At 68.4% G+C, this 20,169-nt stretch carries 17 protein-coding genes and 3 tRNA genes; 14 read left to right on the top strand and 6 right to left on the bottom strand.

What is annotated here, in order from left to right; translation table 11 throughout:
• Nucleotides 1-13 precede the first annotated feature (13 nt).
• Together secD and yajC are read right to left on the bottom strand one after the other, a co-directional pair.
• Nucleotides 14-1,612: a protein translocase subunit SecD gene (gene secD, locus BLU08_RS01410; RefSeq protein WP_090194349.1), complete on the bottom strand. Its 1,599-nt coding sequence runs from the start codon at nt 1,610-1,612 to the stop codon at nt 14-16.
• 60 nt (nt 1,613-1,672) lie between these two features.
• Nucleotides 1,673-1,996, bottom strand: coding sequence for a preprotein translocase subunit YajC (gene yajC / locus BLU08_RS01405; protein ID WP_090200857.1), 324 nt, complete (start codon nt 1,994-1,996; stop codon nt 1,673-1,675).
• 270 nt (nt 1,997-2,266) lie between these two features.
• Here yajC and BLU08_RS01400 point away from each other — a divergent pair.
• The 4 genes from BLU08_RS01400 (at nt 2,267) to BLU08_RS01385 (ending at nt 6,030) form a co-directional block, all read left to right on the top strand.
• Nucleotides 2,267-2,343 (top strand) — tRNA-Pro (locus tag BLU08_RS01400).
• Between the two features lie 58 nt (nt 2,344-2,401).
• A complete protein-coding gene (locus BLU08_RS01395) occupies nt 2,402-4,549 on the top strand; it encodes a TonB-dependent siderophore receptor (RefSeq protein WP_090194347.1) in 2,148 nt (715 codons plus the stop codon).
• Nucleotides 4,550-4,667: 118 nt separating this feature from the next.
• Entirely contained in the window at nt 4,668-5,540 is an 873-nt protein-coding gene (locus tag BLU08_RS01390) for a CoA ester lyase (RefSeq protein WP_090194345.1), read from the top strand.
• A gap of 76 nt (nt 5,541-5,616) precedes the next feature.
• The gene (locus BLU08_RS01385; protein ID WP_090194343.1) at nt 5,617-6,030 is read left to right on the top strand and encodes a holin family protein; all 414 of its coding nucleotides are present in this window, start codon (nt 5,617-5,619) and stop codon (nt 6,028-6,030) included.
• Nucleotides 6,031-6,100: 70 nt separating this feature from the next.
• Here BLU08_RS01385 and BLU08_RS01380 read toward each other — a convergent pair whose 3' ends face one another.
• Nucleotides 6,101-7,678, bottom strand: coding sequence for a phospholipase D-like domain-containing protein (locus tag BLU08_RS01380; RefSeq protein ID WP_090194341.1), 1,578 nt, complete (start codon nt 7,676-7,678; stop codon nt 6,101-6,103).
• A gap of 124 nt (nt 7,679-7,802) precedes the next feature.
• Between BLU08_RS01380 and BLU08_RS01375 the strand changes: the two genes are divergently transcribed.
• The 4 genes from BLU08_RS01375 (at nt 7,803) to BLU08_RS01360 (ending at nt 11,762) form a co-directional block, all read left to right on the top strand.
• Nucleotides 7,803-8,243, top strand: coding sequence for a type II 3-dehydroquinate dehydratase (locus BLU08_RS01375; protein ID WP_090194339.1), 441 nt, complete (start codon nt 7,803-7,805; stop codon nt 8,241-8,243).
• Nucleotides 8,244-8,343: 100 nt separating this feature from the next.
• Nucleotides 8,344-8,841 carry an acetyl-CoA carboxylase biotin carboxyl carrier protein gene (gene accB / locus BLU08_RS01370; RefSeq protein WP_233996041.1) on the top strand — a complete coding sequence of 166 codons (498 nt, stop codon included), beginning with the start codon at nt 8,344-8,346 and terminating at the stop codon, nt 8,839-8,841.
• A 6-nt stretch (nt 8,842-8,847) separates the two neighbouring features.
• Nucleotides 8,848-10,197 carry an acetyl-CoA carboxylase biotin carboxylase subunit gene (accC, locus tag BLU08_RS01365; RefSeq protein ID WP_090194334.1) on the top strand — a complete coding sequence of 450 codons (1,350 nt, stop codon included), beginning with the start codon at nt 8,848-8,850 and terminating at the stop codon, nt 10,195-10,197.
• A gap of 131 nt (nt 10,198-10,328) precedes the next feature.
• The gene (locus tag BLU08_RS01360) at nt 10,329-11,762 is read left to right on the top strand and encodes an NAD(P)/FAD-dependent oxidoreductase (protein WP_233996040.1); all 1,434 of its coding nucleotides are present in this window, start codon (nt 10,329-10,331) and stop codon (nt 11,760-11,762) included.
• A 56-nt stretch (nt 11,763-11,818) separates the two neighbouring features.
• Here the strand turns inward: BLU08_RS01360 and BLU08_RS01355 are convergent, their stop codons facing one another.
• Together BLU08_RS01355 and BLU08_RS01350 are read right to left on the bottom strand one after the other, a co-directional pair.
• Nucleotides 11,819-12,265: a GFA family protein gene (locus tag BLU08_RS01355; RefSeq protein ID WP_090194332.1), complete on the bottom strand. Its 447-nt coding sequence runs from the start codon at nt 12,263-12,265 to the stop codon at nt 11,819-11,821.
• A gap of 4 nt (nt 12,266-12,269) precedes the next feature.
• Nucleotides 12,270-12,731, bottom strand: a complete 462-nt coding sequence (locus tag BLU08_RS01350) for an Lrp/AsnC family transcriptional regulator (RefSeq protein ID WP_090194330.1) — start codon at nt 12,729-12,731, stop codon at nt 12,270-12,272.
• 280 nt (nt 12,732-13,011) lie between these two features.
• On the opposite strand from BLU08_RS01350, the gene BLU08_RS01345 reads away from it, so the two are divergent.
• From BLU08_RS01345 to BLU08_RS01335, 3 genes are all read left to right on the top strand, one after another.
• A complete protein-coding gene (locus tag BLU08_RS01345; RefSeq protein WP_090194327.1) occupies nt 13,012-14,814 on the top strand; it encodes a histidine kinase dimerization/phospho-acceptor domain-containing protein in 1,803 nt (600 codons plus the stop codon).
• Between the two features lie 26 nt (nt 14,815-14,840).
• Entirely contained in the window at nt 14,841-15,872 is a 1,032-nt protein-coding gene (locus BLU08_RS01340) for a polysaccharide deacetylase family protein (protein ID WP_090194325.1), read from the top strand.
• Nucleotides 15,873-15,954: 82 nt separating this feature from the next.
• A tRNA-Ile gene (locus BLU08_RS01335) sits at nt 15,955-16,027 on the top strand.
• Between the two features lie 68 nt (nt 16,028-16,095).
• On the opposite strand, the gene BLU08_RS01330 is transcribed toward BLU08_RS01335, so the two are convergent.
• Nucleotides 16,096-17,976, bottom strand: a complete 1,881-nt coding sequence (locus tag BLU08_RS01330; protein ID WP_172800955.1) for a PAS domain-containing protein — start codon at nt 17,974-17,976, stop codon at nt 16,096-16,098.
• Between the two features lie 263 nt (nt 17,977-18,239).
• Here BLU08_RS01330 and BLU08_RS01325 point away from each other — a divergent pair.
• The 3 genes from BLU08_RS01325 (at nt 18,240) to BLU08_RS01315 (ending at nt 20,169) form a co-directional block, all read left to right on the top strand.
• A tRNA-Pro gene (locus tag BLU08_RS01325) sits at nt 18,240-18,316 on the top strand.
• Nucleotides 18,317-18,699: 383 nt separating this feature from the next.
• On the top strand, nt 18,700-19,782 hold the full coding sequence (locus tag BLU08_RS01320; protein WP_090194320.1) for a hypothetical protein: 1,083 nt from the start codon (nt 18,700-18,702) through the stop codon (nt 19,780-19,782).
• A gap of 21 nt (nt 19,783-19,803) precedes the next feature.
• Nucleotides 19,804-20,169, top strand: a complete 366-nt coding sequence (locus tag BLU08_RS01315) for a helix-turn-helix transcriptional regulator (protein ID WP_090194318.1) — start codon at nt 19,804-19,806, stop codon at nt 20,167-20,169.

Raw genomic sequence — 20,169 nt, 5'->3', positions numbered from 1 at the left:
ACGCGTCCCTCGCTCAGATGTTGATGTCGGCCGGGCGGTGCTTCCGCAGCCAGCCCGCGACCCACATGCGGGTCAGCGGCAGGGCGGTGAAGACCGAAGTGAACAGGCCGAGGATCAGCACCACGGCGAACCCGCGGATCGGCCCCGAGCCGAACAGGCCGAGCAGCACGGCCGAGATGAAATTGGTGATGTTCGCGTCGTAGATCGCGCGGCTCGCCTCCTTGTAGCCGGTCTCGATCGCGGTGACGACCTTGCGCCCGCGCTTGCGTTCCTCGCGGATGCGTTCGTTGATGAGCACGTTGGCATCGACCGCCGCGCCGATGGTGAGCACGAAACCGGCGATGCCCGGCAGGGTCAGCGTCGTGTTGAGGATCGCCATGATGCCGAGCAGCATCGCGACGTTGAAGACCAGCGCGATCGTCGCATAGACGCCGAAGCGGCCATAGGTCGCGATCATCAGAGCGATGACGGCAAGACTGCCGATCAGCATCGCGATCATCCCGCGCCGGATCGAATCCGCGCCGAGATCGGGACCGACCGTGCGCTCCTCGATCACCGTCAGCGGCACGGGCAAGGCACCCGAACGCAGCGAAATGGCGAGGTTGTTGGCGCTTTCGGCGGTGAAACTGCCCGAGATCTGCGCCCGCCCGCCGAGGATGCGCTCGCGGAAATAGGGCGCGGAAATGACCTCGCCGTCGAGGATGATCGCGAACCGCTCACCGACGTTCTCGGTCGACAGCTTGGCGAAGCGCGCGCCTCCTTGCGCGTCGAAGGTGATGTCGACGACGTTCTCGTTCGTCTGCGGATCGACGCCGGCCTGCGCGTTGGTGAGGCTGTCGCCGCGGATCCCCCCCAATCGCTCGACCGCCTCGAACTGGCCCTCCAGGCCGCTGCCGGGGGCATAGGGCACGATCTGGCTGCCCGGGGGCGCGATGCCGGCCTGCACGTTGCTGGGCAGGGCGTCCTTGTCGACCAGCTTGAATTCGAGCTGCGCGGTCTGGCCCAGCAGTTCCTTGAGCGCGTCGGGATCCTCGAGCCCGGGGACCTGCACCACGATGCGGGTATCGCCCTGCCGGATGATGGTCGGCTCGCGCGTGCCGAGATCGTCGATGCGGCGGCGCACGACCTCGGTCGCGCTTTCCATCGCCTCGTCGACGCGGGTCGCTATCCCGGTCTCGGTGGGGGTGAGCACCATGCGCTGCGTGTCGACCACTTCGAGGTCCCACTCGCGGGTCAGCCCGTCGCCCATGATGAAGGGTTCGAGCAGGCCCCGCGCCCGGTCGATGTCGGCCGGGTCGGACAGGATGAAGGACAGCTCGCCCCCCGCGGTGGAGATGTCGCCGATGCGGATACGAGGGCTCGCATTCCGCATCTCGCGGCGGACCGTCTCTTCCATGTTCTCGAGTTGCTGCGAACGGATTTCCTCGGCTTCCGCCTCGAGCAGGAGGTGCGAACCCCCCGCGAGATCGAGGCCGAGATTGACCATCGGATCGGGCAGCTGATCGGGCCAGTCGCCCCCGGCCGAATTGACGAGCGACGGCAGGGCCGCGATCACCGCCGCGAGGGTGATCCCCCACAGCATGAGTTTCTTCCAGAGTGGGAAATCGAGCATGGCCGCCTGGTGTTGCCTTGGTGTTCGTGTCGTCGGGCGCGGGCGCGAACCCGGTGCGGATCAGTCGTTCGCGGCGCTGCCGCCGGGCGGGATGATGTCGCCGATCGTGGACTTGACCGCCTTCACCCGCACCCCTTGCGCGAGTTCCAGTTCGGCATAGGTGTCGTCGACCTTGACGACCTTGCCGACGAGCCCGCCGGCGGTGACGACCTGGTCGCCCTTCTTCAGGCTGCCGATCTTTTCCTGGTGTTCCTTCTGCCGCTTCATCTGCGGGCGGATGATGAGGAACCAGAAGATGAGGACCATGCCGACGATCGGCAGGAGGTTGATCCATGCCGGCGGCGCTCCGGCAGCCCCAGCGCCCGCGGCGAGAATGTCAATCATGGTCTTTGAACCCGTCAGAATGTGGTCGTTGATCCCGGCGATCCGAGCCGGCCGCCCGCCCGGTCGGGCATCGGCCACGGCTCGCCGCCGTCATAGGTGGGCGCGGTTAGCAGCAAAGCAAGCGCCCGGCAATCGGCTTGCCCCCGGGGTCCCCGGGGTCGCGCCGGATCGCCCCTCGGATCGTGGCCGGGTCGCCGTTCCGGATGCCTTTCCGCAAACCGGCTTGCCAGCACGGGACGCCCGCCCTATAGCGCGCGCCTCCACTCGGTCCGGGACGTAGCGCAGTCTGGTAGCGCATCACACTGGGGGTGTGGGGGTCGCTGGTTCGAATCCAGTCGTCCCGACCAGTGGATCATTCGTCGATTGTCGGTTCGCGTTTGTTGCAAAGGCCCGCAAGACGATTTCATGTCTGCGTTCAATACCTTGCCTGCTCCGGCGATTGGTCGCCTCCCGCTTTTCGCGCTCGTGCTCGTCCTGGGCGCGGTTCCTGCCGCCGCGCAGGACACGAAGGGCGAGAGCGAGCCGGCCGAGGCGGTCGATCCCGTCGCCGCCGGGGCAGAAACCGCCGCCGCCGCCGATAGCCCGCGCACGCGGCGCAGCTTCACGCCCGAGGATTTCGCCCGCTTCGCCCCGCGCAGCGCGCTCGACATGGCGCGGCAGGTGCCCGGCTTCTCGATCCGCCAGGGCGGCGGCGCACGTGGGCTCGGCGCAGCCGACACCAATGTCCTCGTCAACGGGCGGCGCATTTCGGGCAAGTCGAACGGGCCGGTCGATGCCCTATCGCGCATCCCCACCGACGAGGTCCTCCGGCTCGAGCTGGTCGACGGGGCGAGCCTCGATGTCGGCGGGCTGACCGGCCAGGTCCTCAACGTCGTCACGCGCTCTTCGGGCGGGATATCGGGCCAGTTCCGGTATTCCCCCCAGTTCCGCAGCTTCGGCACGCCCGCGCGTCTCCTCGACGGCTCGATCGCGATCGCGGGCGGCGGGGACAAGGACGAATGGACGCTCTCGCTCGAGAACAATTCGAACCGGCTCGGGGACGAGGGGCCGGAGCTCGTCTTCGACGGAGCGGGTGCGCTGATCGACCGGCGCGAGGAAGTCCGTAACGAGAATCTCGACGCCTTCGGCCTGTCGGGTTCTTGGACCCACATCGCCGAGGGCGGCAACGTGCTCAACCTCACCGGCGAGGTGAACGGCTTCATCCGCCGCGAGAGCGAGATTTCCCAGCGTTCCGGGGCGATTTCCCCGGTCGACCGGACGCGGGTCTTCGAGACGGGCGAGGACGAATTCAATTTCGAACTGGGCGCGGACTACCAGTTCGCGCTCGGCCCCGGGCGGCTCAAGCTGATCGGCTACCACCGCTACGAGGACAGCCCGACCTTCGCGATCCAGCGGACGCAATTCGCCGACGGCGCTCCGGCGGAGGAAAGCGTCTTCACCCGCGACGCCGACGAGGGCGAGACCATCGCGCGCGCCGAATACGCCTTCGGCGCGCTCGGCGGGGACCTGCTGGTGGCGGCCGAGGGCGTGCGGAATTTCCTCGAGATCACCTCCGCCCTCGAACAGCGCGCGGCGGACGGAGACCTCGTCCCCGTTCCCCTGCCCGGCGCCAATGCGCGGGTCGAGGAGGACCGCGCCGACCTCGGCCTGACCTACAGCCGCGCGCTCGCGGCCGGGCTGCAGTTCCAGGCTTCTGGCGGGGCGGAATATTCGCAGCTGCGCCAGAGCGGGGCGCTCGGGCTCACGCGCAGCTTCTACCGGCCCAAGGGCTTCGCCGCGCTCGACTGGAGGGCCCTGCCGCGGCTCAACCTGTCGGGCCGGATCGAACGGTCGGTCGGGCAGCTCAGCTTCTTCGACTTCATCGCCACGGTCGATCTCGATCAGGACCGCGAAAACGCGAGCAACGCCCGGCTCGTGCCGCCGCAGAGCTGGGTCTTCGAACTGGAGGCGAATCTCGCTCTCGGCACGCTGGGCTCGCTCAACCTGCGCCCGTTCTACGAGGACATCTCGGACATCGTCGATCTCGTCCCCCTGCCGGGCGGCGGGCAGGGTCCGGGCAACCTGCCTTCTGCCGAGCTCTACGGCATCGACGGCGATCTCACGCTGCTGTCCGACCCGATCGGCTGGCAGGGCACGCGGCTCGATGTCGGCTTTTCCCTGCTCGGATCCTCGCTGGTCGACCCGCTGCTGGGCACTCCGCGCGAACTCAGCGGCAACGACATCGTCGATCTCAGCGCCGACATCCGCCACGATTTCGCCGGCGGCGAATGGGCGGTCGGCGGCTCGGCCAACTGGGAGGACAACGCGCCCCTGGTGCGGCTCGACGAGGTGGCGCTCGCCACGCAGAGCTTCGGCTTCGTCTCCGCTTTCCTGGAAAACAAGGACGTGCGCGGCCTGACGCTGCGCGCCAATTTCGCGAACCTGATCGACCGGAAGAACCGCTTTGCGCGTACCGTCTTCACCGATCGCGCCGCGGGGCTGGTCGCCTTCTCCGAAACGCGCGAGCGGCGCTTCGGGACGATCTTCACCTTCGAGGTCGAAGGCTCTTTCTGACGCCTGCACGGGCCGGGGGCGCTTGCACGGGGACGGGCCGCGGCCTAACCGGGCGGGCGAGGAGAAACCGATGACCGCAGCGCCCCCGTCCCCGCCCCCGCTTCCGCCAACACTGCGAATGCGAAGCTGGCTGTTCGCGCCGGGCGACAGCACGAAGAAGATGGCCAAGGCGATCGCATCGGCAGCCGACATCGCGCTCCTCGATCTCGAGGATTCGGTCACGCCCGAAAACAAGCCCGCCGCGCGCAGCGCCGTGGCCGAAACGCTCTACGAAGCCGGGAACCGCGAGCGCGTCTGGGTGCGGATAAACCCGCTTGCCGGTCCCGAGGCGGTGCGCGACCTCGCCGCGATCCTTCCCGCGCGGCCCGGCGGCGTGTTCCTGCCCAAGGCGGAAGGGCGGCATCACGTGACGCAGCTGCACCACTATCTCACCGCGCTGGAAACCGCGAACGACATCGCGCCGGGCTCGACCCTGATCGCCGCGCTCGTCACCGAAACCGCGGCGGCGATGTTCCGCACCGGCGATTACGCCGGCGACTATCCCGGTCGCGAACGGCTGGTCGCGCTGAGCTGGGGGGCGGAGGACCTGTCGAGCGAGCTCGGCGCGCGCCAGCAGCGCCGGCCCGACGGCGAATACGCGCACACCTATGAAATGGCACGCAGCCTGTGCCTGCTGGGTGCAGTCGCTGCCGGAGTGGCCCCGATCGAGACGGTGCAGCCCGAGTTCCGCGACACCGCCGCGCTCGAAGCGCGCGCGCGGGCCGTACGCGCGCAGGGTTTCCGCGGAATGCTCGCGATCCACCCGGCACAGGTCGATCCCGTCAACGCCGCCTTCACCCCCTCGCCCGAGGAAATCGACCATGCCCGCGCGGTGGTGCAGGCGTTCGCCGACAATCCCGGAGCGGGGACCGTGGCGCTCGACGGCGCGATGCTGGACCGCCCGCACCTCGCGCTCGCGCAGCGCCTGCTGGCGGAGGCGGAAGGGGACTGATAGGCTGGTTTTATTTTCCTACGCTTACCAATTAGGTTAGCTCCGGCGCGATTCGGCAACCGGCGGAGCGCGTCACATGGGCATTCTCGAAAGCCTCATCGGTCCCATCAGTTCGATCATCGACAAGGTCATCCCCGACAAGGAAGCGCGCGCCCGCGCCAAGCTCGAGCTGCTCAGGCTCGAGGGAACGCAGGAAATGAAGCTGATCGAGGCGCGGCTGCAGGCGATCGTGGCCGAAGCGAATTCGGCCGATCCCTGGACGAGCCGCGCGCGGCCGAGCTTTCTTTACGTGATGTATGTCCTGCTGCTCACCGCGATCCCGATGGGCGTGCTTTCCGCCTTCGATCCCGCCGCCGCGCGCGACATCGCCGCGGGCATGAACGCCTATCTCGCGGGGCTTCCCGAACCGCTCTACGCGCTTTTCGGCACCGGCTACCTCGGCTACACGGCCGCGCGGCAGTGGGGCAAGGTCAAGGGGGTCGACCGCTAGGGCGATTTTCCGGTCCGATTGCGCGCGGCGATTTTCGCAGCGCCGGAAATAGTTTCCGGGCCGGGCGCGCTCAGCGCCGCTTCAGCAGGAGCGCAAGACCGGCCGCTGCAAGGCTCCCGACGGTCACGGCGAAACGCTTGCGCTTGACGAGCCGCCCCGCGAACCCGGCGAGCCGCGCACCCGGGAGCATCGCTTCCTCGGGATCGAACAGCTGGCTTTTGGCGAGCGCGACCTCGGCATCGTCGAGGCGGCGGGTCTCGAGCACCCTGAGCGTATGGCCCTCCGTCGCGCGCACCTGTTCGATCGCCGGGAGGATCCGGCCCTCGTTGCCCTCCACGCCGGCCGCGAACCGGTCGCGTTCGATCCCGAGATGTTCGGCGAGAAGGCGGGTCCGGAGGTCCGCCAGAAAGCTCCGCAGGTCCGGCTGGTCGGCCGCCTCGAAGGCAAGATCGCATTCGCTGTCGCTGACGAAGGAGCGGCTCGCCATGTTGGACGAGCCGACCCGCACGAATTCGTCGTCGACGATGAGCAGCTTGGCATGGACGTAAATGGGGCGGCCCTGCCGGTTGACCGGATAGTAGACGCCCAGCCGGCCCTCGCGATCCCCCCGGCGCAGCTCCTCGACGATCAGGGTGCGGCGGGTATCCATCGCCTCGCTTTCGAGCCAGGTTTCCGCCTGGCACGGCAGGATGATGACGATCTCCGGCCCGTCCGGCTCCTCCAGCTTCGCCTTGAGGGCATCGGCGATTGCGCCAGAAGAGAGGAACTGGTTCTCGATGTAGATCGCCCGCCGCGCCGCCGCGATCGCGCGGCACCACAGCTTGCCGACATGGTCGATCGCGGGTTCGCCGCCATATTCCGGAGCGCTCAGCGCTATGCCGGCGAGCGCATCGGTGAGGTCGGCTTCGAGCCTTTCGGGCCAGACGTCGCCGCTGCTTTCAGGCACGGGAAGGTCCTTGCCGGTCGCGACCTTCCAGCGCCAGCGCGCCAGCTCGCCGAGGGCTCGCGCCGCCTCGCCGTCAACGGCGAGCGTCATGTCGTGCCAGGGTATCGGGGTCTTGCCATTATCCGTGCGGCGGCAGTCGTGCCCGAGATGTTCGGGCGTGTCCCAGCGGCCCGAGGTCATGTCGATCCCCCCGCAAAAGGCGAGCCGGTCGTCGATCACGACGATCTTCTGGTGGTGGCAGGCCCCCGTCGGATGCTCGTTGTCGAGCCGGAAATGGACCCGCGAATCCGCGGTCGCCTTGAGCGAGAGCCATGAGCCGAACTGGCGCGCGATATCGAACAGCATCGCCCCGCCCCATTGCAGGATGAATATCTCGAGGTCGGGCCGCTCCTTCACCGCGAATTCGAGAAAGCGTCGCAGGCGGTCGGGAATGCGGGGATCGTCGAGGTCGGGCCGCAGGCGGATGTCGAGGTCGAATTCCCAGCCGATCAGGTAGACGCAGCGCTCGGCCTTCAGGATCGCGTCCTTGGCGGCGGCGAAATAGCCCGCGGCATCGACGATGAAGGCGACGCGGTCCGCATGGACCTTGCGCCAGCAGGTCTCGCCCTCCTCGAGGATGCGCGCACCCGCCGGCCCGATCCCCGGCAGCGCGGGCGAGCGTCCCTCGCCGGGAGGTTCGAGTTTCGTTTCCTCGTTCATCATTCCTGGTTTCGCAATCGCCCGGGAGAGCGCCGGTTCCGGCGGTGCAGGCCGCTCGGACGACCCGCCCCGGGAATGCGGCGACCCGCCCCTTCCCCGACCGCGCGGCGCGCGCTAACAGCGGCGCATGAGCAACCTCGTCCTCGTCCTCAACGGTCCCAACCTCAACCTGCTCGGCCTGCGCGAGCCCGAGATCTACGGTTCGACGACGCTCGACGAGATCGCCGGGATGCTGGAGGACCGGGCGCGCGAACTCGGGCTGGAGATCGACATGCGCCAGACCAACCACGAAGGAATGCTGGTCGACTGGCTGCACGAAGCGCAGGCCGGGGGCGCGCGCGCGGTGCTGCTCAACGCCGGAGCCTACACCCACACCTCGATCGCGCTGCTCGACGCGATCAAGGCGATCGCAACGCCGGTGGTGGAGGTGCACCTGTCCGACCCCCGCACGCGCGAGCCCTTCCGCCACGTCTCCTATGTCGGCATGGCCGCGGCGCTGACGGTCGAAGGGCACGGGGCTGACAGCTACCGGATCGCCCTCGAAGCGGTGGCCAAGGGCGAAATCTGACGCTCGGCACCCCCGGCTGGCTTGCAACACGCGCACCTTTGCCACTTGCCAGCCGCAATTCGCGGCAATAGTCACACCGCAAAACACACAAGGGGCAAGCATGGCTAACGACAAGCCGCGGTCCGGATCGACGTCCGGGATGAACATCGACACCGCGCTGGTGCGCGAACTCGCCGAATTGCTGAGCGAGACGGGCCTGACCGAAATCGAGGTCGAGGACGACGACCGCAAGATCCGGGTCGCGCGCAGCGCCGCGCCGGTCGCCGCGCCCATGCCCGCGGCGATGCCCGCCCCGGCCCCGGCCCCGGCACCCGCCCCGGCGGCTCCGGCGCCCGGCGGCAGCGGCGGCGCGCCCGCCGACACCGCCGATGCCGTGACCTGCCCGATGGTCGGCACCGTCTATCTCGCGCCCGAACCGAGGGCGGCGAATTTCGTCAAGGTCGGGGACAAGGTCTCCGAAGGCGACACGCTCCTCATCATCGAGGCGATGAAGGTCATGAACCCGATTCCCGCCGATCGTTCGGGCACGGTGAAGGCGGTGCTGGTCGACAACGCCCAGCCGGTCGAATTCGGCCAGCCGCTCGTCGTGATCGCGTAACGCGGCATGGGCATTTCCCGCATCCTGATCGCCAATCGCGGCGAAATCGCGCTTCGCATCCACCGCGCCGCGCACGAAATGGGGATCGAGACGGTCGCGGTGCATTCGACCGCCGATGCCGACGCCATGCACGTGCGGCTGGCCGACCATGCCGTGTGCATCGGCCCGCCGCCCGCGGCCGAAAGCTATCTCAACCACGCCAACATCATCTCCGCCGCCGAAGTCGCCGGCTGCGACGCGATCCATCCGGGTTACGGCTTCCTCTCCGAAAACGCCAAGTTCGCCGAGATCGTAGAGGCGCACGACATCGCCTGGATCGGGCCGAAACCCGAACACATCCGCACCATGGGCGACAAGGTGCAGGCCAAGAAGACCGCGGGCGAATTGGGCCTGCCGCTGGTGCCCGGCTCCGATGGCGCGGTGAGCGAGACGGCCGAAGCCAAGGCGATCGCGGCCGAGATCGGCTATCCCGTCATCATCAAGGCTGCAAGCGGCGGCGGCGGGCGCGGCATGAAGGTGTGCGAGAGCGAGGACAAGCTCGAAAGCCTGATGCAGCAGGCCGGGAACGAGGCGAAGGCCGCCTTCGGCGACGCGACCGTCTATATCGAGAAATATCTCGGCAATCCGCGCCACATCGAATTCCAGGTGTTCGGCGACGGCAACGGCAACGCGATCCATCTGGGCGAGCGCGACTGTTCCCTGCAACGCCGCCACCAGAAGGTGCTCGAGGAAGCGCCTTCCCCCGTGATCTCGCAGGAGGAGCGGATGCGGATGGGCGAGATCTGCGCCGAGGCGATGCGCGGCATGGGCTATCGCGGCGCGGGGACGATCGAATTCCTGTGGGAAGACGGTGAGTTCTACTTCATCGAGATGAACACCCGCCTGCAGGTCGAACATCCCGTGACCGAGGCGATCACCGGGGTTGATCTCGTGCGCGAACAGATCCGCATCGCCGCCGGAAAGCCGCTTTCGGTCACGCAGGACGAGCTCGAATTCAAGGGCCATGCGATCGAATGCCGGATCAACGCGGAGGACCCCTTCACCTTCGCCCCCTCGCCCGGACTCGTGACCTATTACCACGCCGCGGGCGGGATGCACGTGCGCGTCGATTCGGGGCTGTATGCGGGATACCGGATCCCGCCCTATTACGATTCCATGATCGCCAAGCTGATCGTCTACGGCCGCACGCGCGAGGGTTGCATCATGCGCCTGCGCCGCGCGCTCGAGGAAATGGTCGTCGAGGGCGTGAAGACCAACATCCCGCTCCATCAGGAACTCCTGCGCCAGGACGACGTGCTCAACGGCGACTATTCGATCAAGTGGCTCGAGCAATGGCTGGAGCGGCGCGAGGGCTGAGGGCGGCCCGATAGCTCCGATCCGGCGCCGGTCCCCCGGCCCGCCGTTTCGCCGCGCCCGGTTTTGCTGTATTGCGCCCGTGTGCTCCTATCATTTTCGGGCACATTGCGATGCGCGGAGCCTTGGGGCGAATGATGACACACGAGATTCTGGACGACGCCGCGAGGCAGCCTTCGCCGGGCGATGCGGCGGAAGGCGAGGATATCGTCCTGCCTGCGCGCGCCTCCGTCCACCGCACCGGGGCTGTCAACGCGGCGAGCAAGAAGACCCAGATCGTCGTCGTCGGCGGCGGCGCGGGCGGGCTCGAACTGGTCCGCCGGCTGGGCGCGAAATTCGGGCGCAAGCATCACGACATCATCCTCGTCGACAAGAACCTCACGCATATCTGGAAGCCCCTGCTGCACGAGGTCGCGGCCGGTTCGCTCGACGCCAATCTCGACGAAGTCGGCTATCGCGGCCACTGCTATCGTTGGGGCTACCGCTTCTTCCAGGGCAGCCTCGAGGGGATCGACCGGGAGAGGAAACGCGTGCATCTTGCCCCCGTTTACGACGAGGACGGGAGCGAGTTGATCGCGGGCCATTCGATCCGTTACGACATCCTCGCCATCGCGGTCGGCTCGATCTCGAACGATTTCGGCGTGCCGGGGGTGAAGGACCATTGCATCTATCTCGATTCGCGCGAACAAGCCGACCGTTTCCGCACCAAGCTGCTCAACCACTGCCTGCGGGTGAGCCGCGCGATGATGGGAGACCCGGATGCGAACGAGCAGGTGAAGATCGCCATCGTCGGCGCGGGCGCGACCGGGGTCGAACTCGCGGCCGAACTCTACAACGCCGCCGCCGCACTGCGCCATTACGGGCTCGAGGTGTTCGACGAGAGCCGGCTCGACGTGACCCTGCTCGAAGCGGGGCCGCGCATCCTGCCCGCCCTGCCCGAACGCCTGTCCAAGGCGGCGAAGCATGAACTCGGGCGGCTCGGCGTCGAAGTGCGCGAGAACACGCAGGTGGTCGAGGCGCGCCCGCGCGTGCTGGAAACCGCGGACGGAAGCACGGTCGAAGCCGACCTCATCGTCTGGGCCGCCGGGGTGAAGGGCGCGCCCTTCCTCTCGCAACTGGGACTGGAGACCACCCCGCGCCACCAGATCCTCGTGAAGGACACGCTCCAGACGGTCAGCGACGACAGCATCTTCGCGCTGGGCGACTGCGCTTCCTTCACGCCGGAAGGGACGACCATCCCGATCCCGCCGCGCGCGCAGGCCGCGCACCAGATGGCGAACGTGGTGTTCGACAACATCGTGCGGATGCAGAAGGGCAGGCCGCTGAAGAAATTCGTCTACCAGGACAAGGGCTCGCTCATCTCGCTTTCGCGCTTTTCGACCGTGGGCAGCCTGATGGGCAATCTCGTCGGCGGGAGCCTCGCGGTCGAGGGGCGACTGGCGCGGCTGATCTACACCTCGCTCTACCGCCTGCACCTGCTCGGCATCCACGGCTGGATGAAGGGCACCTTCCTGATGCTGATCGGGCGGGTGAACCGGATCGTGCGGCCGAAATTGAAGCTGCACTAGCCAAACGTCAGCTCCGCGCGCCTGTTTCAAGGCACCTTCCGCAACGGATCGCGGCGTCAATCGAAATGGAAACCCGCGGCCTCGGCTTCGGCGATGATCTGCGCTCCGGTCTTCTTCGGGCTGTCCTGCGCGATGTCGAACCAGTCGGGCTTTTCGTCGATGAAGATCTGCTGCTTGATCGCAAGACCCGGTGGCAGGTCGAACAGGCCGGCGAGGAAGGTGCGATTCCCGGTCGGCAGGAACCTGTACCACAGGCACGAACCGCATCTGGAGCAGAAGGCGCGCTCGGCCCAGTTGCTCGATCGGTAGGCGGTGACGTGTTCGCCCCCGGTCACGGTGAAGTCCTCGCCCTCGATCCCGGCATAGATCGAGCCGGTCCATTGCCGGCACATCGTGCAATGGCAAACCTCGATCCCGCGCTGCGGTCTCTCGAGCGTGATCCCCACCGCGCCGCACAGGCAGCGGCCCTCGATCGGTTCGGCGGGATGCACGGCCTCGCCCATCGCGTCAGAGCGGGACGCCGGGCTCGTGCTTCGACGTGCGGATGGTGAGCGAGGTCTTCACGCTTTCGACATTGGGCGCCGGCGTGAGCTTTCCGGTGAGGAATTCCTGGAAGCTCTGGAGGTCCTGGGAGACGATCTTGAGGATGAAGTCGATCTCGCCGTTGAGCATGTGACACTCGCGCACCTCGGGCAGGGCGCGCATGTGCTCCTCGAATTCGCGCAGCGCGGTTTCGGCCTGGCTCTTGAGGCTGACCATGGCGAAGACGGTGATGGAAAAGCCCAGTTTCGACGGGTCGAGATCGGCGTGGTAGCCGCGAATCACGCCTTCTTCCTCAAGTCCGCGCACGCGGCGCAGGCAGGGCGGCGCAGTCAGGCCCACGCGCTGCGCGAGTTCGACGTTCGTCACCCGCCCCTCGGCCTGCAGTTCGGCGAGCAGGCGTTTGTCGATTTCGTCCAGATTGGCCATTTGGCTCATGCTCCCGGTGCGTAGCGGGTCCGCCCCCCATCGACCGCAAACGCCCTAACAAAGGTGTGTAACAACATATGGTGCGGCACCGCGCACGACTAATATTATTATCCTTGCCAGCAATTGTCCCGCTTTGCAACGCGTCGTTCAGGTTCCCCTGTGACAAGCGTGCAATGCTGGTAGAACCTGGCTGTCACCGGCCGGGCCGGGTCGGCAGCAGGCCGCGCACCCGCGCGCGCAGGACCCGCGCCGAACTGGCCTTGCGCCGCCCTGGAGTAACATGTTCTTCGACGACCGCCTTGCCACCGTGCTGCGCCAGCGCGTCTCGAGCGAGGCGGGTCGGCGCACGCAGTTCAGGCAGTTGCTCGACCTGCTCGGCAATCGCCGCCAGTCCGGGCCGGACCGGCGCGATCACAGCCTGCTCGCGGCGGCGTGGCTCAGGATGGACGCGCTGGCCGAGGTCCTGCCCGCGAGCGAGCGCGCGCGGATCGTGCGCGAACCCGGCTGGCGGCTTCGCAGCGCGGAGCTGACTTCGCATCTCGCCGATTTCGAACCCGAGGTCGCCGCCGCCGCGCTGACCAAGGCGGAGCTCCCGGCGGAGGAGTGGCAGGCGCTCATCCCCCGCCTGCCGATCCGCGCGCGCGGGTTCCTGCGCCTGAGGCGCGATCTGCCGGTCGATGTCGAGGCGCTGCTCGAACGGCTGGGGATCCATGATCGCGGTCTGCCCCGGCCCGGTGCGGAGGGCGGTATCGACGCGCAAGAGGCCGCGGCCGCTACGCCCGGCGAGGGCGAGGTCCCTCCGCCGCCGCCCCCCCGCCCGGGCGAGGAGGTGGAAGGCGATGGCCCCCGCAGCGAGATTTCGGCGCTGGTCGAACGCATCGCCCGCTTCCGGCGCGAGCGCGAAGCAGCGCCGATCGAGCAGGACCCCTCGCCCGGCTTGCCGCTCGACCTGCCGCTCGAACAGCGCCCGGGCGAGCGGATCGTCATCGCCTTCGGCTTCGCCGCCGACAGCGCCGGGCGGATCGAATGGGCCGAGCCCGAAATCGCGCCCATGGTGATCGGCGCGCGGCTGGTCCGGCGCAAGGCGCTGCTCGGTGCGGGCGAGGAAAGCGCGCTCGAACGCGCCTTCGCCCGCCGCCAGCCGATTTCCCATGCCCCCGCCGATCTTGCCGGCGCGCCCGCCATCAGCGGCGCCTGGGTGGTCGATGCGCGCCCGCGCTTCACCGACGACGGCGTCTTCACCGGCTATGTCGGGCGTTTCCGCCGCCCTGCCGAGGCGCCGCACCGCCCCACCACCGCGGCGCGCGAAGCCGACCGGATCCGCCAGCTGCTGCACGAATTGCGGACCCCCGTCACCGCGGTCCAGGGCTATGCCGAGGTCATCCAGCAGCAGCTTTTCGGCCCCGCCCCGCACGAATACCGCGCCCTTGCCGCCGGGATCGCCGCCGATGCCGCGCGCATCCTCGCCGGCTTCGCCGAGCTCGACCGGCTCGCCCGGCTCGAAAGCGGCACCGGCGAGATGACGCGCGGCGAAAGCGACCTTGCTGCCGCCGCGACCCGCACGGTCGACCAGCTTGCCCACGTGCTCGCCCCGCGCCTGTCGGGCATCGCGTTCGATCCCCCGGCCGACCGCGAAGTGCTCGTCACGCTCGACCCGGACGAGACCGAGGCGCTGCTCTGGCGGCTGCTCGCGACGCTAGGGGGCGGCTGCGCGGCGGGCGAGATGCTGCGCGCGACGCTCGTGCCGGTGCTTGGTCATGAGGGCGGGGCCGACGCGGGCGGACCGATCGGCGCCGCGCGCCTGACCTGCGAGATCCCGGCCCAGTTGCTGGCCGAAGAAGACATCTTCGCCGCCGAGGCCCGCCCGCTCGGCACCGCGATCAATGCCGGCCTGTTCGGCGCCGGGTTCGCGCTGCGGCTGGCGCGGGCCGAAGCGCGCGCGGCGGGAGGCGACCTGGTGCGGCGGGACGAGGAAGTCGTGCTGACCCTGCCGCTCATCACCGAACGCGCCGCGCCCGGGTCCGGTGATGCCGCCACCGACTTCGCCGAAGAGCAGGGGGAAGCGGGCGGAAAGCTTTCTTAGGACTAGGCGGCTATGTCGGCCCTGCCATGCACCATGCACCGCCTTCCGTCACCGGCACTGCCGCCGCCGAAGCCCTTCCCCCCGTCGCGCCGGGCGAGCGCGCGCGGTTCGCCCCCGGCTTCGGACGACGCGTGCTGCTGACGATCGACACCGAGGAAGAGTTCGATTGGTCCGCGCCCTTCTCGCGGCAAGCCACGGCAACCACCCACACCCGCGCCTTCGCCGGGTTCCAGGCATTCTGCGAGGAAATCGGCGCGCATCCCGTCTGGCTGGTCGATTGGCCGATCGCGCACGACCCGGTCGCGGTCGAGGTGCTGGGCGCGGCGGCGCGGGCGGGCCGCGCGGATATCGGCATCCACCTCCACCCCTGGGTCAACCCCCCGTTCGAGGAAGCGGTCACCGCGCGCAATTCCTATGCCGGCAACCTGCCGCGCGCGCTCGAAGCGGAGAAATTCGCGCGGCTGAAGGCCCGGATCGAGCAGGCCTTCGGGGTCAGCCCGGCGATCTACCGGGCGGGCCGCTACGGCTTCGGGCCGCATACGGCGGAGCTTCTCGGGGAACACGGGATCGCGATCGATTCCTCGATGCGCCCGCTGTTCGATTACCGCGCCGACGGAGGGCCGGATCATCGCCGTCACCCGGCCCATCCCTGGTGGATGGACGAGGCGCGCAACCTGCTCGAACTGCCGGTCTCCAGCGTTCATGCCGGGCCGCTCGCGCCGCTCGGGCCGCGGCTCCAGCGGGCCGGGGAACGGATACCGAAGCTTGCGGGCCTGTTCGCGCGGACCGGCCTGTGCGAGCGGATCGCGCTCACGCCCGAAGGCGTCGGCATCGCCGCGGCGCTGCGCGGGGTCGAGGCGGCGGTGCAGGCGGACCTGCCGCTGATCGTCCTGTCCTTCCACAGTCCCAGCCTCGTGCCCGGTCACACGCCCTATGTCCGCAGCAGCGCCGATCTCGCCGCGCTGCACGACTGGCTGCGCGCGGTCCACGCGCGGCTTGCCGAGCTGGGCGTGCGCCCGGCAAGCATCGCCGACATCCTGGCCGCCGCCCGCACCTGACCGCGGCGGGGCGCCTTGCAATCCGCTTGTTTCGCGCCGGGTGCCAAGCTAGTGCGACAGGGTCCGGCCGCCGCCACCCCAGGGGCCTGTAGCTCAGCGGTTAGAGCTGGCCGCTCATAACGGCTAGGTCGCGGGTTCGAATCCTGCCGGGCCCACCGGGTGCGGCGGCGGGCGCGGGCGAAGGATCGGGCGCGACCGGGGGTGCGGCGCGCGGCCCTTCGCCCTAGCCCGCGGCGTCCGACACGGGCAGCGAGATCGTGCAATAGGCGCCGTCCTTGCCCAGTTCGAAATGCGTGCGCGCGCCGAGCTGGTAGGGCAGCGCCTGCTCGATCAACTCGCGCCCCTCGCCCGAGCCGTGCGGCCCGTTATCGCCCGCGGGCATCCTCACCCCGCTTTCGCGCCATTCGATGTGGAGCCAGGGCCGCCCGCCGTCGCCCTGCTTCTCGAAGCTCCAGGTGATCGCAAGCCGCGCACCGGCCTGCCCCAGCGCCCCGTACTTGACCGCGTTGGTGGCGAGTTCGTGCAGCGCCAGCGCCAGCGTCTGCACGGTCGAGGAGCGCAGCCGGATGCCGCGCGGGCCGTCGAGCCGGACCGTCGTGTCCGTCTTCTCGCCATTCATCGCCGCCAGTTCGGTCTCGATCAGCTCGTCGAAGGAGATCCGGTCCTCCGTCCCCAGCCGCGAAAGCAGGCCCTGCACACGCGCCAGCGCCTCGAGCCGGTCGCGGAACTTCCGGCTGAATTGCTCGATCGTCTCGCTGCTGCGCTGGGTCCGCAGCGCCATCGCCTGCACCACCCCGATGAGATTGCGCGTGCGGTGCTGCAGTTCGGCCACCAGAAGGCCGAGCCGGTCGTTCATTTCGTGCTGTTCGGTCACGTCGACGAGCGCGCCGACCATGCGGACCGCGGTGCCCTCGTCGTCGTAGAAGAAGCGCCCCGTCGCATCCAGCCAGCGGACCGTGCCATCGTTCCTGACGACGCGGTACTGCGTGGCGTAATCCTCGCCCGATTCCCGCGCGGCCCTGATTTCGGCGACGACGCGTTCGCGGTCTTCGTCGACTATTTGTTCATACCAGGTGATATGGGACGGCTCGATCTCGCCGGGCTGGTAGCCGTACATGAGGTAATGCTCTTCCGACCACACGATCCGGTTGTCCGGGATGTCCCAGGCCCACAGCCCGACCTTGCCGACCATGATCGCGCTGCGGAGCCATTCCTCGCTCTTGCTGAGGCGCAGGCGCGCTTCGCGGCGGGCGGTCACGTCGCGCCACAGCAATGCGAGCGAGCCGTCCGCTATCGGGAAAGCGCGCGCCTCCAGCCAGCGCTCCGAGCCCATCGGCCGGTGTTCGAGCGTCAGCGGAATGCGCTCCTCCATCGCCCGCACCAGCATCCGGCCGATATCGGTATCCCGCGAACCCGGATAGCGCTCCCAGAAGCTCTTCCCCACGGTTTCGCCGGACTGATCGCCTTGGGCAAAATCGAGCTTGCGATTGTGTTCGAGGATGGTGAAATCGGGCGCGAGCAGCCCGAATCCCTCCTCCATCCCCTCGATCACCCGGCGCAGGCGGTCGTTGCGAAGGGTGAGCTGGCGCGTCTCCTCGTGCTTCTCGCGCATGACGAGCAGCCGGTCGATCACCGGCCCGAGCACCATGGAATAGTTCTTGAGGAAATCGATGTCTTCGCGGTCGAACTTGCGCGGCACGCGCGAATCGACCTGCAGGACGCCCCACGGCCGCCGGCCCGGCAGGAAGATCGGCACGTTGATGAGCGCGACCACGCCGTGATCTTGCAGGAAGGCGGGGAAATGGAACCGCGTCTCTTTCTTGATGTCGTTCGTGATGACCGGTTCGGCCCTGGCGATGGCAAAGGCCTCCGAAGAGCGTTCGCGCAGGCTGACCCGCTCGCGGCCCACGATGCCGTCATTCCAGCCGATCCCGGCGCGGATGAAGCCGGTCGCGCGGTGGCGCTCGATCTCGACCACCTTGGCGAGATCGGTTCGCAGCGCCTCGGCGATCAGGCGGCACCCCTCGAGGAGAATCTCGTCGAGGTCGTCGTGGTCGAGCACGAAGTCGCCGAATTCGGCAAGCGCGCGCTGGCGCCTCATCATGTCGGCGCGATCGGCCAAAGTCCTCTCATCCATCCTTGCGGGCGCAGCGACGACCCGGCCCGGTTGCGCGAGCCCCACAGTGCAGAAACCGCGGCGATGACGCAAGCGGGGAGCACACCGGATGGTCACCGCTGCCCTCACCTGCCCCACCGCCCGGCGAAGGCGGTACCAGCCCGGCCGCACCGTGTGCGCCCGCGCAAAGCCGCGAGAGGCGATTGCAGCTTGCGCCGGAAGGGCCCCAAACCTAAGGCTCCGCAAAGGTTCGGGGAGTGGCGCAGCCCGGTAGCGCATCTGCTTTGGGAGCAGAGGGTCGCAGGTTCGAATCCTGTCTCCCCGACCAGATTTCCTGCAAGGCGTTGAAAGACAACCGTTTTGCCATCCGGTGAAACGGGGTGTCACCTCGCGTGTCATGCCGGTTCACCGATCGGGCTGCCGCTCGTCGGAAGGACCGGGGCAAGCACCGGTCGGCAGGCTCGAATGACCGGGAATGGATGGAGAGCGGTTTCCGGGACCCTTCTATAAATTGGAACGAATTGGCACATTTAATGAATTTTTCAGATCGGTAGGCCCTCGCTAGAACTCTTCCTCCCCCATCGCTTCCGAGGAACTGGCCCCATGGATCGCACCGAACATTCGTCGAGAACGTCTGAGGCACAGGAGCTGTGTTCGTGGGCCGGGGAAACCGGGCAGGCGGATCGATCGCCGGGCTGCGCTGGAGACCGGGTGCGCGATTTTCCGCGCCTCTCGCTGGTAAGCACGAAGCTCGCGCTCGCCGAACCGTCCGAGGCTCCGGGCGAGGACTGGGCGGGCGCGCTGGCCCGGCTGGTCGAGGGAATGGGCATCGCGATCGAGCGGGCCGCTGGCGAGCGGCAGCTCAGCCTCATGGACAGGGCGCGGCAGGTCATCGGCTCGACCGGGGAGGCCGGGCCGCCGATCTTCGCGCCGTGGCTGTGCTGGTCGCCGACCGCCTTTCAAGGCCCTGTAGCGGCTCACCAATGGCCCCGGGCCCGCTGGATCGCGAGCTATCTTTTCGACAGCGGAACCGGGCGCCCGGGCGCCGGGACGCCGACCGATCTGACGCTGATGTCGCCGCTTCCCGCCGGCTCCGAGGGGGATGGCGCAGGGGTCCATGCCATGCCGCGCATGGCCGTGCTCAAGGCGATGATCGACGCCGCGAAGTCCGAAGGTCGGCGAAAGCTGGCGATCATACTCCCCGAAGCGAACCGCAACGCGATGGCGGCTCACCTCGTCGCGGCGTGCGACGCGGACACGCGCGCGGATATCGAGGTGGAGATTCTCCCGATCGAGCAGGCTGTCGTGCGGATCCAGTCGAACGAGGTGGACTGGGAAGCGGTCATCGCCATGCCCGAGCTTCGCGGCATCGTCCTCGCGATGCTATCGGCATGGAGCGGCGTCTGCGCGCCCTGGCCCATGCTGTGGCATGATCGCGGACTCTCCATGGTCGCGAGCGAGGGGATCGGCACATCCGCCCGGCTTCCGCTCGATGCGACCCTGCTGATGCAGGGGCTTGCCCTTGCCGCGCGGCAGGGCGGGTGCGGCCTTGTCGCCGATCGCCTCCACGAAAGCTGGGCGGCGCTGCGCGACCGCGGGCTGGTCACCCCCGCGCGCGGTTCGCCGGCTCCCTACGTCAAGGAGGTCACGGAGGCCGAGTTCGTCGATCTTGCCGTTTCCGCCGATCCGCCGGACGGCAGGGCTCTGCCCGCCTGGCGCGGAATCGCCTGCGGCCGCTCCACCGAAGCGCGACGCGCGGGGGCCGCCCGGCTCGCGCTCGTGACATCCTGCTGAGCCGACACGGGGACCGGGAAAATGCCAAGCCGAAAGATCGTCGCGAGCGAGCTCGCCAATGTCATGCGGCAGATTTCGCACCCCGATCGCATCCGTCTCCTGCTCAGGCTGCAGTCGGGCGAACAGTCGGTCAACGAGCTCGCCGCCGCGCTCGAAATTCCTGCGACCCGCGTCTCGCAGCACCTCGCCGTGCTAAGGGCCATCGCATTGGTCGATACCGAATCCGTGGGTCAGAACCGCGTCTACCGGCTTGCGCAGCCCGAATTGGCGCTGTGGCTGATCGACGGCATCGACTTCATCGCCCATCGGCTCGGCCGGGCGAGCGCGACGGACATCAAGCAGGCCAAGGAATTGTGGCAGCGCGAAGCTTCGCAGACGGTGATCTGA

The sequence above is a fragment of the Erythrobacter sp. HL-111 genome (assembly GCF_900105095.1).
Lineage (GTDB): Bacteria > Pseudomonadota > Alphaproteobacteria > Sphingomonadales > Sphingomonadaceae > Erythrobacter.
Note: the sequence above shows the minus strand (reverse complement) of the source record. Positions and strands in the feature narration are given on the sequence as shown.

Coding starts and splice junctions, on each gene's coding strand:
- secD (WP_090194349.1), bottom strand. CDS start 1,612: ATGCTCGATTTCCCACTCTGGAAGAAACTCATGCTGTGGGGGATCACC.
- yajC (WP_090200857.1), bottom strand. CDS start 1,996: ATGATTGACATTCTCGCCGCGGGCGCTGGGGCTGCCGGAGCGCCGCCG.
- BLU08_RS01395 (WP_090194347.1), top strand. CDS start 2,402: ATGTCTGCGTTCAATACCTTGCCTGCTCCGGCGATTGGTCGCCTCCCG.
- BLU08_RS01390 (WP_090194345.1), top strand. CDS start 4,668: ATGCGAAGCTGGCTGTTCGCGCCGGGCGACAGCACGAAGAAGATGGCC.
- BLU08_RS01385 (WP_090194343.1), top strand. CDS start 5,617: ATGGGCATTCTCGAAAGCCTCATCGGTCCCATCAGTTCGATCATCGAC.
- BLU08_RS01380 (WP_090194341.1), bottom strand. CDS start 7,678: ATGATGAACGAGGAAACGAAACTCGAACCTCCCGGCGAGGGACGCTCG.
- BLU08_RS01375 (WP_090194339.1), top strand. CDS start 7,803: ATGAGCAACCTCGTCCTCGTCCTCAACGGTCCCAACCTCAACCTGCTC.
- accB (WP_233996041.1), top strand. CDS start 8,344: ATGGCTAACGACAAGCCGCGGTCCGGATCGACGTCCGGGATGAACATC.
- accC (WP_090194334.1), top strand. CDS start 8,848: ATGGGCATTTCCCGCATCCTGATCGCCAATCGCGGCGAAATCGCGCTT.
- BLU08_RS01360 (WP_233996040.1), top strand. CDS start 10,329: ATGATGACACACGAGATTCTGGACGACGCCGCGAGGCAGCCTTCGCCG.
- BLU08_RS01355 (WP_090194332.1), bottom strand. CDS start 12,265: ATGGGCGAGGCCGTGCATCCCGCCGAACCGATCGAGGGCCGCTGCCTG.
- BLU08_RS01350 (WP_090194330.1), bottom strand. CDS start 12,731: ATGGCCAATCTGGACGAAATCGACAAACGCCTGCTCGCCGAACTGCAG.
- BLU08_RS01345 (WP_090194327.1), top strand. CDS start 13,012: ATGTTCTTCGACGACCGCCTTGCCACCGTGCTGCGCCAGCGCGTCTCG.
- BLU08_RS01340 (WP_090194325.1), top strand. CDS start 14,841: ATGCACCATGCACCGCCTTCCGTCACCGGCACTGCCGCCGCCGAAGCC.
- BLU08_RS01330 (WP_172800955.1), bottom strand. CDS start 17,976: ATGATGAGGCGCCAGCGCGCGCTTGCCGAATTCGGCGACTTCGTGCTC.
- BLU08_RS01315 (WP_090194318.1), top strand. CDS start 19,804: ATGCCAAGCCGAAAGATCGTCGCGAGCGAGCTCGCCAATGTCATGCGG.